The organism is Gallibacterium genomosp. 1, from assembly GCF_001678575.1.
Taxonomy (GTDB): domain Bacteria; phylum Pseudomonadota; class Gammaproteobacteria; order Enterobacterales; family Pasteurellaceae; genus Gallibacterium.
The window spans coordinates 1-12,450 of record NZ_JTJP01000030.1; the positions used below are offsets into that span (position 1 = coordinate 1).

Here is a 12,450-nt window from a genome sequence, read left to right on the forward strand (position 1 = left end):
TTTAGTGGATCACTACAGGTATAAGTTTGTCTATCCATTTGAGAGAAAAGATAAAAAAGAATATATAGATGAAATGTTACCACAAGACTAATAAATGTTTCTGTATTAATTTTATCTAAATGATTTTCTTCTTTTGTTCTGTCAATGATCGTCCTGAAAATAGAACGCTCAACGCATCAAAGATAGAGGTACAACCCAAAACGATTTACACCTCAAAAAATCGGAGGAGTTTGCTCTATAAATTGGAAATCCAAAAATGTTCAAAAGTAAATTTGTAACCTTTTTGGATTCAAGGGAGACGGTAGCTATTTAGTTAATTTTTTATATCGGCTAATTGTTGCTCTTGATACTTCGTATTTTTCAGCCATTTTATTGATTGAGCAACCTTTTTTTATATCTTTAAAAAGCCTTTTTTCTTCATTCTCTGATAGTATTTTCGGTCGTCCACCTACTGCGTTTAGGTTTCCAGCTTGAATTTTTGCGAGTTTCCCGCCTTGTGTTCTATCTACTATAAAATTTCGTTCCAATTCGGCAAATAAGCCGAGCAAATGGATCATTGCCATAGCCATAGGGTCTTTGCGTTTTGTCGTATCTATCCCTTGATTTAAAGCGATAAAGCCTATTTTTTTTTCTGTTAATATATCAAGCACTTTTAGGCATTGGCTAAGGCTTCTGCCTAATCTGTCAAGTTTTGTTACGACAACAATATCGTCTTCTCTGATGTAGTTGAGTAACTCATTAAGCTGAGCTTTGTTTTGTTCTGGTTTACCTGAATTCTTTCCTGAAAAAATTTTTGAGCAGCCGAACTTTTTAAGTTCGGCTATTTGTTCATTTAAGTCTTGCTTTAGTGTACTAACTCTTGCGTATCCTATTTTAGCCATTTTTATTTTAATGATTATTAAGGTTATCTTATTCTTTTATGTTTTTTTACATTTAAAATAAATTCATAAAATTCACCGTGAGTAATGTTTTGAGTACTTGTTCTACCTAATTTTAATTTAGCCTCTAAAGCCCATTTTCTCAAAATTTCTCTATTATTTTCATCCTTTTTCCAGCCATATTGGGATAGTATATAATCTATTTCGTGATCTTGAGATAAATTAATGTATTCCCAATCTGATTTTCCAGCCATAATTTCCTCCTGTGATTTTTTTGTAGTATATGGATTGTCATCATGAATAAGGTTCATTTTTACACATCAAAAAATTTAAACTTCTTGGCTACCCATAATAAACTATTTAAAAACTTATTTCAATTATGTTTTGTGCTAGCCAATAAATATTCCCTAGATTTTTGGGCTAATATTAAGACTTGCTCTATACTAAAGCATACGGTCGGACTATATTTTTTAATTCTCTCAGTAAAACAAATATGGCATTAATTGGATTTACGAGAGTTTCCTGTGTTCAGCAGGATTTACCCCTTCAACTTGATAAATTAGAAAAAGCAGGTTGTAGAAAGATTTCTTCGGATACCTATGAAAAGGCTATTTATAGATATGAGCCGATTAACGAAGCATGACATATAAATCTACAAAAATATATTTATATAAATATATTTTTGTAGATTTATTCTTTTATATACTATATTATTCTCTTCATCGGTAGCAATATAACTATCTGATTAAAAAATTTGAGAGGTTACTATGAAAATTATCTCTGTTCTTAGCCAAAAAGGAGGTAGCGGAAAAAGTACCATTTCAATCAATATGGCCCGTTGTTTACAACTAAAAGGATATAATGTTGTATTGATTGATACTGATCCGCAGGCTTCTGCTAGAGAGTGGAATGCGTTAGCGTCTGATGAATTTTTTCCTGTATACGGTTGCGACAAAGGAATATCTGAAAAAGATATTAAGCAACTTGAAAAACTAGCAGATTTTGTTGTAATTGATGGTGCACCAAGAATAGAAAAAAGTATGGCTGACACTATCCGTCTTTCTAACTTTATTTTAATACCGTTAAAGCCATCACAGTTCGATATATGGGCGTGTAAAGACAGTATCGAACTTGTACAAACTCGAATGCAGATTGATGAAAGATTGAAAGCTGGTTTAGTGCTTAGTCAGACAAACAAGCAAACTAATCTGACAAAAGATGTTGTACAGTTCATTGATGAAAATTTTGATATACCACTGCTTTCACAAAGTACAGGGCTTAGAGTGAGCTATGCAGAGGTATTAAGTGATGGGCGTACTGTTTTCGAAGGGCAGTCCAAAGAGGCTAAAGAGGAAATTACGCAAATTACTGATGAAATTTTAATAATGCTAGGAGTACCAAATGAGCAAGCCTAAATTAACAAAAGGATCATTATCCTTAGGAAGTATTGAAAAAAAAGCAATGCCGGAACTAAAATCGAATTTGTCTTCTAATGAGCAACAAACATCTATTTACTTGAATACAGAGATCTATAAGGCAGCGAGACAATACGTAGTGCAAAATGATATGAGCTTCAAACAGTATGTTAATGAGTTAATCCGTTCTGATTTAGAACAGAAAGGGTTAATATAAACAATATATATAAGTAGTAAGTTATGATTTCTCAAGAAGAATGTAGCCAACGTGAAAAGTTGATACAGTTTGCATTAGATAATAAAGCGAAATCTTAGTAAAACTATATTCCGTAATGAAGTGCCAAATTATACACTATCCCGCAACGTGTGGGATCTGCCGACTGCTACATAAAAAATGAGCAGAAAAGCCTCCCGCATCTTTTTAGATTTTTAGCAAATCATGAAAATATATTAGGGTAGTATTTTGATATCTTTGCTTAATGATATTTTCATCATTTTTTCTGATTGCATTGATATATTCATCAATATATTTTTTAAATTTTTTATTTATGTGATTCTTGTTCTTGTTCACCTTAGAATAATCTACTCTTGGTTTAACCTCATATTCAGAGCCTATATACTCTTCTTTCCGAAGAATCACAGCTTTTTCAAAATCTAGTCCTGATTTTTTACCACTAAAATCATCTTCTCTTAACTTATAGCCCTTTTTTACATCTATATTTGAGTGTAAAGGGATAGCAAATTTTAGATTGTAAAGTTCTATAATTGTTACACCGTAATATCCACGTCCGTTCTTTTTAGGGTCTAGGATTTGATTAAATGTATCGGCAGGGTGATCTTCATAAAACAAATCAGATAGTTGAAAGAAATGGGCTATGCTCATATTATGTGACTTACCTAAATAAAACCCATTCTAATAATAAAATTAGAATGGGTGTAATTCAAACGGTCTTTCAGTTTTTTAAGTGGGGCGAACCTACCTCCACAGATTTCAATCAGATCTTTCTGTTTTTTAAGTGGGGCGACCTTACCACCACGATTCCATTATATAGTTATTTTGAGTAATTTCAAGGTATTTTTTTATATCTTCTCATAAGCCGTTGGACGTTGTTCACCTTCACACATAGCATTTCAGCTTGTATTTTAGCAAAAACAACATCTCGTGATGGGAAAATGAACTTTATAACTTGATATTTATCTATTATCCCCAATATTTAAAATGACTAGCTTTAATGAAACTAAAACATTTTTTTAGGTGCTAATTTTAATAGAGAGAATCATTATGAGTAAACCAATAGGAAAATACATAAATAAATCTGAAAGTTGGGAATTAAATCATTTCTTAAGTAAGCATGGGTATCGAGAAACAGAAGATAACCGAAAACAATTGATTAAAATCATTGATGAGATTAAAAAAGATAAAGACTTAAAAAATCTCTCTCATGATCAAATTGATAAATATCATGAAAAATTCCCAAGCGCCTTTTCTAAATTAGAAAAAAAATAACTCTAAGTAGGCTGATAACGCAGTTGTAGTAATCAGTAGGATATCAGAGAAAATCTGACGAATCACAATAAAAAGTGAGTGTTTCCCGCTTAGAGTATTAGTGTCAAAATCAATCTAAAAAAGGAAACGCTCATGTTTTATTCTATCCATATAAATCGCTATTATCTGAAACTAAAAATATCATTAATCCTGGGGAAACTTATCTATCGATTGTTTTTACATCTAAATTTTTACCAATTCACAATTCACTATCTTAAATCCACGCACCTTTACCTCATCACTAAAGGTATTTTTTGTACCTAATTTGGATTTAAAACTGTCATTTACTGCCAAAAAAACCCAGTAATTCCGTAAGTCTTCGTTAGTGACATCTTCAATGCTAGAGTAATGTTCATCCAGGATGTTTAGGCAATCTCGGGCGTATAGTCCGTATTCATGGGTACTCATTTTAGGGTTCTGCATATCTAGTTTGACGTATTTGCCATAATTATTCTTATGTGGAAACTTTGGACGTTTTTTGATCGGCTTTTCATAAGAAATATTAAACTCAATGCCGATAATCTTACGCCCTCGCTTAATCGGCTCATATTCAATAAACAAATCTGATTTCTCATTAATTTCTGCCAGCGCAGGCGTTAAAACTCGTTGATTGAGGTTGTTGTAGCGATCATATTTTTCCTCAAGCTGAAGCCATTTTTTTAAATCTTCTACTGAAATATATCGCTCCCCCACTCTTTTATACTGTGTCAATAGCTCATATAAGCGGATAGAATGAAAGCTAGAAAAGCCCGAAATATGATTTAATTGATACTGGGTAAACTGTCCTTTTAGTTGGGTTAGATAGGGCATTACTTCGTTAGTCATTGCAATGCGAAAACGTCCTTCTTTCTTGAAATACGTTCTCGATGATACCCAACGAAATTCTGTTATACGTTCATTATCTTCTGTACGAACCCAACGCTCACTAATACGTTTAATGGCTATTTTTATCTGCTCATAAACACTGTCTCGTTTCAAATCAGGAAATTGTCTAATAAAATCATCGATAGTAAATTCAAAAATTTGCTGTTCGCTTTTTGGATCCATTGTCCCCACAGTTAAAGCTAACAGCCTCATTTCATCTAAAGTTAGCCGGTAGCTCGCCTCAATTAGGCTATTTGCCTTTACAATTGTTAAATCATTTGCCATAAAATTAAAAACCTTATTAAGGGATTTTTCACTAAATCAACACCACAAAAGACTACATTAACAAACAAAGAAGTTCATAACAAGAAATTTGTAGTCATAAAACAAGAAATTTGTAGTCATAAAACAAGAAATTTGTAGTCATAAACAAGAAATTTGTAGTTTTTAAAATGTCTAATCCCTTGTAAATAAAGGCTCTAGCTATACCGAAAACAAGATAAAAATATAAAAAAGATAAAAAATAGAGCCTAACGGCTCTTTTTGGGCTTTTAGCCCTATTTTTTTTTTTTATTTTTAGCTAAAACCTTTGTCGCACAAGGCTTTATCGAGGTTTTAGGGTTGTAAATAACCTGATTCGTAAAATCCGTCATTCGCTAAAAACAACGTTTTTGGGGAATGACGGATTTTGTATTTCTCACAATTAATTTGCTTTAAGAAAAGGATTTATCAATATTTGTATTGAATGATATAGAAAAAAACGCTATGATTTAAGCGCAAAATAATCAAGTTGAAAGCTGCGATCTTCGTATCTATAACCACTTTGCTTGATACTTTGAAAGTTGCAAAAGTCTTGAAAAAGCAACGTTCTAACTGCGGTTAGATGACTAAAACTTGAGTCTAGCAAGTAATCTAGATGCCCTTTGTTGCGTTATGCAACCAAACCGAGCCTACGGTTAATTAGGTGCTCTTAAGGCTTGCAGTTCAGCCTATCAAAATGAACGGAGAAGCTGTAATAACCTGAAATGCTTCGTCCCTCGGGTTCGGTTATCGCTCAAGACTGGCAACTTGATGAAGAGCCTTTTAAGACTGCGGACACGTTGGAACGCCAATTCTGACGACAGTTGTTTGAATCGTCCACCCTGATGGGGATTACATTTTGCCTCATTGGGTAAAACGTAATCTTTGACTTTTTTCATGATTACGGAGAATAAAAATGACTTGAAAATGCTTGTAACATTAAAAACTACACAAGATATGATATGCCCTGTCTTGTTACGCTGTATCTTCAGCAATAATCATTGAGCTTCAATGCGATAATGTTATTTTGGTTTTACTAAGGTTTTCCATGAATAAACACGAGCAGAGGTACAGGGCTTTAAGTATCTGAAATTGCCCAACAAAAATGACATATTAACATCCATTGAACATCATTGATTTAATCAAACACCTACGCTCTGTTTGATTTCGCACTAACACTTAACATTCCATTTAGGAGAAACGCAATGCGTGATCTCGTTTATTCTGTCTTCGTCTTATGTAAGCATAATAAAGACGGCTCTTTTGGCACGGCCGCAGAAAGACAAAAGTCTTTAAAGGCGGCAATGCAAAGCCTGTCCGATGCCGGGTATGGCATTCGTGATGTCAAGCAACTTAAAGGTAAACATATTCGCTACCTTGTCGAAAAATGGAAATCCGATCCGAATATCTCAACCGGTACCATCAAGAATAGAATGAGCCATTTACGATGGCTAGCTGAAAGGATTGGGAATCCTCGTATCGTAGAGCGCTCTAATTCGAGCTATAACATCGAAAATAGAAAATATGTGGATAACCATAGTAATAAAGCAAAAAGCCTCTTAGAATCGAATTTAGAACGCTTAACGGACGATTTTGTAAGATATTCCCTTCGGCTTCAGCAAGCATTTGGGTTAAGACGGGAAGAGGCCATCAAATTTCAGCCTAAATTTGCTGATAGGAAGACTGAAATTCTGTTAAAAGGAAGTTGGTGTAAAGGCGGACGTGAGCGAACGATTCCTATTACAACCCCTGAACAACGTCGTTTACTCGATGAAATTCACGTATTTTGTCGGGAAAATAATACTCCATCACTCATTCCTCATCATAAAACTTATGAGCAACAAATGCGTACCTATGAATACCAAACGGCAAAAGTTGGGGAGGTTAAAAATCACGGTTTGCGCCACCGCTATGCTCAGAAACGTTATGAGGAATTGTCAGGTTTACTTTCTCCTAAGAAGGGTGGGAAAACCTCTAGAAGGCTCTCTGAAAGCGAAAAACAAGCAAATCAAGAAGCGAGGTTACAAGTCAGCAGTGAGCTTGGGCATAATCGAGAGGAAATTACCGCTGTTTATCTTGGGCGTTGAAATAGATAACTTTATGTTTATGGCACACTAGTTATTTCTATTATATTTTCAAGGTTTTTACTCCTTTCCTTTTAAATCTATCCAATCAGCATATTGAGCAAAATGAGATTATTATTACCATTTATAGAAACCAACGCTATATTCATCATATAAAAAACAAAAACCATGTTTAAGATTTTCACTACAAAATACAATATTTCTATCCATATTAAATAATGCGCTAACTATATAATTTTTTTGTTTTAAAAAAATATTTAATGGTAAAATCATTTGTATTCTTTCTTTATGAAAAATAAAAAATGTTATCTCTTTTTCTTTCCAGAAAATATCATCAATTAAAGTTAACGCATTATTTAACTTGAATTTTTCTAAATCAAATTCTTTTACTTTGTGTTGTTCAGAATATTTATATAACTTTCTTAAGTTATTTGATGTAACTTCATCATCTTCAATGCATTTTATTTCCTCGCTATATTCATCTAATCTAAGCAAAGAAATTACTTCTTTTACTAATAATTTTCTCTTTAAAACAGCAATTCTATTCTTTACTTCTTGCATTTTTTCACCTTTTCAAAACCTTCAATATTTTCTGGAAAATGTCCTTTATATTGGTTATATCTCCCTTTGTTCATAGGGTTGGATTCACCTTCTATACCATCAGCAGCATGAAAATGAGGACCTCTACCAAATTTATCGTTCTCATGTAATATCACATATTTATTTTTTCCATCATTTGAAAATTTAAATACAGTACGATTTTCCGATGTATTATCATGTACAAATTTATGAGTTTCAAATTGACTACTTTTTGGTATTCCAGCTGCTTGTTTAGCGGCTCTAAAATTTTTTCTTCTGCTTAATAAACCTAATTCATCTATTTTCTCTAATGGATTGCTTACATAACCATAAGTATTTTCCCCACCATTTAACCCAATCGGATCTGAACTGATGTAATTCCCACTTTCAGGATCGTAATATCGAAAACGGTTATACGCCAACCCACTTTCTTCATCGAGCCATTGTCCTGCAAAAAGTAAATTCGGGTCAAGTTGTGAGTTTCGGTGGTAGTCGCTAAACGATAGTCCCCATAGGCTACGTTTTTCCTTATGCCATAGAGTTTTACCTTGCGGATTAAGAAGAGCGAGTACTTGTCCATTCGGTTGGCAAATAGCGTAGCCGGTTTCCTGCTTCCATTCTACAATATTGCCATCAATGGTTTGTTTAAGGGTTTTATAGTTATCCTGTTGGGCGATTAATTCAAATCCATTAAATATAGAATGCCGTTCGCTGACAATTTCATCGTTTTTGAAAGTTTGCGTGTAGGCAAGCTGGTCGCCATCCCACAGGTATTCAATGCGTAGATGTTGTTGTGGGCATTCTTTAGCAATCCGTCTGCCTAAAGCATCGTATTTATAATACCACATTTCGCCTTTTGGCGTGGTGATGCCAATCAGTTCGTTTTTTCCGTTCCAGCGGTAGTGGGTTTCTTGTTTTCTAAAGCCATCCCGTTTTTCAACCTTGGTGACCAACCGCCCCGCCTTGTCGTATTCGTAGTAGTTTTCGTTTAAGCGGTGTAATTTATGCCCTTTTTGGTAAATATTCTGATGTTGGACAATTTGCCGTTGTGTGTGAAATTCGGGATGGTGTGGGTTTTGAATTAAGCCATAGGTTTCACTGCCCACATAGCGTTGGGTGAGGTAACCACATTCATCATAGGCATAGCGTTCTTGTTCACGGTTTGGGTTGTGAACGGCGGTAATTTGGTTATTTTTGTTGAGCGTAAAATAAAGTTGCTCGCCTTTATCCTTAGTTTCAAGGGTGTTCAGTGCCTTGTCATAACGGTAACGTTGATTGACCTCAGCAAAGCTCGGTTCGCCAATTCCAGTGGCACGCAGTTCGTCTTTGTCAAAAAACTGTGTCGGCTCCCAACCTGCCCGTTGCTGGGTGAGGCAATCCATCGCATCATAGGTTTGTTTGAGAATAAACCCTTGTGGGCAAGTGCGGTCGGTTTCGTTGCCGTTTTGGTCGTATTGGAAAAATAGTTGGTGAGGTTGAGCGTTTGTATTCGGCAAGTTGAGTTCAATTAACTCTCCGAGGTTGTTGTACTTAAATTGCGTGATGATAGGTTCATCTTTCCCCTCAACATACAGTGTTCGGGTAAGTGTCTGATTTTCATCATCATAAGTGCGGTGAATTTTGTTGCCGTTTTGGGTTTCTTTGATAATACGGTCGTTAAGGTTGTAGTCAAAAGTTTGTCGGCTATACAGGCTTTGAATAGCGGTAACTCTACCAAGTTTATCGTAGTCGTAAAAATAGCTGTCGTCAGTCGTGATAAGGCGAATTAAGCGATAACCTGGGTCGTAGTCATAATGGGTCACATTGCCCTCACCATCAGTGAGGCTTTTGAGCGTACCATTTTCGTTGTAGGTATAAACCCAACAGTTATCAGCAAAGTCGGTTTCCGTAGCGACTTGTCCGTTTTCATTAAAGGTATAGGTGTAGGTTTCGCCTTTCGGGTTGGTGACTTTGTTGAGTTTGAGGCTATCTTTGTCGTAGTCATACTGCCAACGGTTGCCCTCACCATCGATTTTTTCAGTGAGTAAATCAAACGCACCGTATTCCAACTGCCAATCTACCCCGTTGGCATCGGTATAACGAATGAGATTGCCGTGTCGGTCGTAGTCTTGCTGTTCAAGGCTTTGGTTCGGGCGGTTAATACGGCTTAATTTATGGTGTGCATTATAGCCATACTGCCACTGATAGCCCCTGCCATTGGTAAACCGGCTTAGGCGGTCTTTATCGTCATAACCGAGTTGGATACGGCGTTGCTCGCTATCTAGGGTTTCAATCAAACGATGCTGTGGGTCATAGTGAAATTGCTCGATTTGTTGATGTTTACCAAGCGTGGATTTCACTTCCGTTAATAGCCCATATTGATTACGAATAAATTCGGTGGTTGTGCCGTCGGGGGCGGTGAAAAGTGCGGTCTGTTTTTCGCCATTTTCTGCTAAATGGGTTTGTCTTATCCAGGTGCGGTTTAGTGGGTCGGTGAGCTTAATAAGCACTTCCTGGTCATCATATTCATACTGCCATTGATTGCCTAGTGTGTCGGTAAAACACCGAACTAAACCCGTTTGCTCAAGATAATCAAAGGTGATTTGATTACCATCAGGTAGGGTTTGGGTCAGTAAATTGCCGTAGCGGTCGTAGTCAAAATACGTTTTGGCACCGCTTGGCGAAGTGATGGTGAGCGGTTTCATGAGATGATTGTCATAGTCATACACCGTAGCACGTTGTTGACTGTCTAAAACCGTGGTGCGATTCTCTTCATACTGAAACCATACTGGATAAAAGCCATCCGCACCAATACTGTGAATAACCCGACCTTGTTCGTCATAATGATAATCCACCCAAGTTTTATCCCTATCCGACCACCGAATGAGATTGAATTTATCGTCATAGTCGTAGAACAGATGGAAATCAAGCAGGGCATTGCTTTCAATTAATGCCCCTTGTTCATCTTGGTGATAGGTCACCAGTATTTCAGACTGCGCCGTATCGGTGCGGATAATTTGATGGAGCCATTGTTTTTGATAGGCTAAAATCAGTTCAATGCCATCAGAATGTTTGACTTGAGCCAGGCAACTACCTTGATAGATAAAATCCACTCGGTTGGCAAATTCATCCTGCCAATGGTTTATTGGGAAAATACCGTCTTCAAGGGGAGGAAAGCCTAACTCATCCTTGTTCTCGGCAAAACGAGCGGTTGAAATTTGGAAAAATTTTGATAAGCGTGTTTCACGGTCAAAGAGTTCAAGGTAGTCCCGATGACGATTAAGGGTAAATTGAGGGTGGTCGGGATTGAAAGACTGCATATAGCCCAATGGCAAGGCAAAGCGTAAAAACGTGCCTTCAGCAGTCGCTATTTGAATATGCTGCCCATTGGCAGACACCTTGACATATTCAGAAAAATTATCCGCCCAATATCGCCCACAAAGCCCATCGGCAAAGTCGGTTTCTTTACTTCTCGCCCAAGTTCGGGTGAAAGAAAGTGGAATAGTTTGACCGAGGATGAAATCTGTTCGTTGTTCAACCACTTGCCCGGAAAGAACATCGATGGGGTCGCCATCAACCAATTTTGCACCTGATTGAATATAACGGTTTACCCCTTTATTGTCTTTAAATGCAGTGATGGCACATTTTATATTTTTAGCAATCTGTGCAAAGTTTCTTATCATTAACCCCACATTCACCACAGAGGAGACAATATTAATGACCTCTGCCGTTTCTAACGCAATATCCTGTGTGGTCGTTTGCCCCGAGCCAAAAAAGACATTGGGCGAACCACTACTAATGGTTGCCCCACAGCTTGTTTTATCTCCTTTACGAGCGGCTGGTGCACCTTCGATATAAACCGTTTCACTCCCTTGGGCAATTTCTTGAAGGGTATGGTCATCACATTTTACACTTTGGTTTGCCCCTTTCGGTGGCGTAGCAAAGGCTGCAGGCAGATTGTTTATCAGAACCGAGTTAGCACCTTTTACCAATTTACCGTGGGAGTCAGCAGAAAAACTTTCTATCCAATCAGAAACCGTATCAGCCGCCCGTTCAGACAGGGATTTTTCTGAGGCAATGGCCGTACCGGCATCAGCCACGTTAAACAAAAACATCCCAATGCGAGCACCAATACCAATCGGCCCCGGAATAAAAGCCAGGAGTTGAGGTCCATAGCTCAACATCGCCCCAACCGCAGCCCCTGCGAGTGCAGCCCAAGTGGAACTGTGTTTAATCGTATCACCCAACGCAACATCAGACCGTGCAGCAGGCATCACCACTTCACAAGGTTTTCCCTCGGTGACAGAAGAGCGTTTGAAGTTTTTAATACGTTGCTTAACACGTTCAGCGATGTCTTGAGAGGAATTATCCACGGTCAGATACTCAATGAAGTTGATTTAAAGGTAAAAATAATCTGTTGTAAATACTGTTTTTGGTTGGCTGTAAAGCCTAATTGAGAGGAAAAGGTAAAGGTTAATAATTTTCCATTGGTAATATGCAATAGGGTTAGTTGGGACATTTTCCCTTCGGGTGTTTGCCATTGATATTCTAATAAATGTGAGGGTATATCATTTAATGACAACACTTCATAAGATAGCTCCTGATAGTCTTTCAACTCTCTGCGAAATTGGTCGAGAATTTGGGCATAATATTCTTCATTAGAAACACCAAAAGGCACTACAACCCGATTAATGACAAAGTTAATAGGGTTTTCATCAGGCACCACAAACATATTTATAGATTGGTCTTTCCAGTTTGTCGGCAAATTGATTTGCCCTTCATTAAAGGTTGTAGTGGTACACTAA

The 12,450-nt window shown here is 36.8% G+C and carries 11 protein-coding genes; 4 read left to right on the plus strand and 7 right to left on the minus strand.

Annotated features, from left to right (window positions below; genetic code table 11):
- Positions 1-305: 305 nt before the first annotated feature.
- Both QV04_RS06310 and QV04_RS06315 read right to left on the minus strand, forming a co-directional pair.
- On the minus strand, positions 306-881 hold the full coding sequence (locus QV04_RS06310; protein ID WP_065231385.1) for a recombinase family protein: 576 nt from the start codon (positions 879-881) through the stop codon (positions 306-308).
- Positions 882-904: 23 nt separating this feature from the next.
- Positions 905-1,132 carry a hypothetical protein gene (locus QV04_RS06315; RefSeq protein WP_065231384.1) on the minus strand — a complete coding sequence of 76 codons (228 nt, stop codon included), beginning with the start codon at positions 1,130-1,132 and terminating at the stop codon, positions 905-907.
- A 513-nt stretch (positions 1,133-1,645) separates the two neighbouring features.
- Between QV04_RS06315 and parA the strand changes: the two genes are divergently transcribed.
- A complete protein-coding gene (gene parA / locus QV04_RS06320; RefSeq protein WP_065231383.1) occupies positions 1,646-2,293 on the plus strand; it encodes a ParA family partition ATPase in 648 nt (215 codons plus the stop codon).
- The gene (locus QV04_RS06325; protein ID WP_065231382.1) at positions 2,280-2,510 is read left to right on the plus strand and encodes a hypothetical protein; all 231 of its coding nucleotides are present in this window, start codon (positions 2,280-2,282) and stop codon (positions 2,508-2,510) included. The genes parA and QV04_RS06325 overlap by 14 nt, the downstream gene beginning before the upstream one ends.
- A gap of 204 nt (positions 2,511-2,714) precedes the next feature.
- Here QV04_RS06325 and tenpIN read toward each other — a convergent pair whose 3' ends face one another.
- Positions 2,715-3,176 (minus strand): type III toxin-antitoxin system TenpIN family toxin, encoded by a 462-nt coding sequence (gene tenpIN, locus QV04_RS06330; RefSeq protein ID WP_065231381.1) that lies wholly within the window; start codon positions 3,174-3,176, stop codon positions 2,715-2,717.
- Between the two features lie 399 nt (positions 3,177-3,575).
- On the opposite strand from tenpIN, the gene QV04_RS06335 reads away from it, so the two are divergent.
- Positions 3,576-3,800, plus strand: coding sequence for a hypothetical protein (locus tag QV04_RS06335; protein ID WP_065231380.1), 225 nt, complete (start codon positions 3,576-3,578; stop codon positions 3,798-3,800).
- A 222-nt stretch (positions 3,801-4,022) separates the two neighbouring features.
- Here QV04_RS06335 and QV04_RS06340 read toward each other — a convergent pair whose 3' ends face one another.
- On the minus strand, positions 4,023-4,988 hold the full coding sequence (locus tag QV04_RS06340) for a replication initiation protein (RefSeq protein WP_065231379.1): 966 nt from the start codon (positions 4,986-4,988) through the stop codon (positions 4,023-4,025).
- Between the two features lie 1,220 nt (positions 4,989-6,208).
- On the opposite strand from QV04_RS06340, the gene QV04_RS06345 reads away from it, so the two are divergent.
- Positions 6,209-7,090, plus strand: coding sequence for a phage integrase N-terminal domain-containing protein (locus QV04_RS06345; protein WP_065231378.1), 882 nt, complete (start codon positions 6,209-6,211; stop codon positions 7,088-7,090).
- A gap of 114 nt (positions 7,091-7,204) precedes the next feature.
- On the opposite strand, the gene QV04_RS06350 is transcribed toward QV04_RS06345, so the two are convergent.
- Genes QV04_RS06350 through QV04_RS06360 form a run of 3 tightly spaced genes read right to left on the minus strand, consistent with a single transcriptional unit; the run spans position 7,205 to position 12,416 of the window.
- Entirely contained in the window at positions 7,205-7,648 is a 444-nt protein-coding gene (locus QV04_RS06350; protein WP_065231377.1) for a hypothetical protein, read from the minus strand.
- Positions 7,636-12,018 carry an RHS repeat-associated core domain-containing protein gene (locus QV04_RS06355; protein ID WP_065231376.1) on the minus strand — a complete coding sequence of 1,461 codons (4,383 nt, stop codon included), beginning with the start codon at positions 12,016-12,018 and terminating at the stop codon, positions 7,636-7,638. The genes QV04_RS06350 and QV04_RS06355 overlap by 13 nt, the downstream gene beginning before the upstream one ends.
- Positions 12,019-12,020: 2 nt before the next feature.
- On the minus strand, positions 12,021-12,416 hold the full coding sequence (locus QV04_RS06360) for a DUF1795 domain-containing protein (protein WP_065231375.1): 396 nt from the start codon (positions 12,414-12,416) through the stop codon (positions 12,021-12,023).
- Positions 12,417-12,450 lie beyond the last annotated feature (34 nt).

What these genes read in the sequence shown, in the direction of transcription:
- QV04_RS06310 (WP_065231385.1), bottom strand. Translation starts at nt 881, where the DNA reads ATGGCTAAAATAGGATACGCAAGAGTTAGTACACTAAAGCAAGACTTA.
- QV04_RS06315 (WP_065231384.1), bottom strand. Translation starts at nt 1,132, where the DNA reads ATGGCTGGAAAATCAGATTGGGAATACATTAATTTATCTCAAGATCAC.
- parA (WP_065231383.1), top strand. Translation starts at nt 1,646, where the DNA reads ATGAAAATTATCTCTGTTCTTAGCCAAAAAGGAGGTAGCGGAAAAAGT.
- QV04_RS06325 (WP_065231382.1), top strand. Translation starts at nt 2,280, where the DNA reads ATGAGCAAGCCTAAATTAACAAAAGGATCATTATCCTTAGGAAGTATT.
- tenpIN (WP_065231381.1), bottom strand. Translation starts at nt 3,176, where the DNA reads ATGAGCATAGCCCATTTCTTTCAACTATCTGATTTGTTTTATGAAGAT.
- QV04_RS06335 (WP_065231380.1), top strand. Translation starts at nt 3,576, where the DNA reads ATGAGTAAACCAATAGGAAAATACATAAATAAATCTGAAAGTTGGGAA.
- QV04_RS06340 (WP_065231379.1), bottom strand. Translation starts at nt 4,988, where the DNA reads ATGGCAAATGATTTAACAATTGTAAAGGCAAATAGCCTAATTGAGGCG.
- QV04_RS06345 (WP_065231378.1), top strand. Translation starts at nt 6,209, where the DNA reads ATGCGTGATCTCGTTTATTCTGTCTTCGTCTTATGTAAGCATAATAAA.
- QV04_RS06350 (WP_065231377.1), bottom strand. Translation starts at nt 7,648, where the DNA reads ATGCAAGAAGTAAAGAATAGAATTGCTGTTTTAAAGAGAAAATTATTA.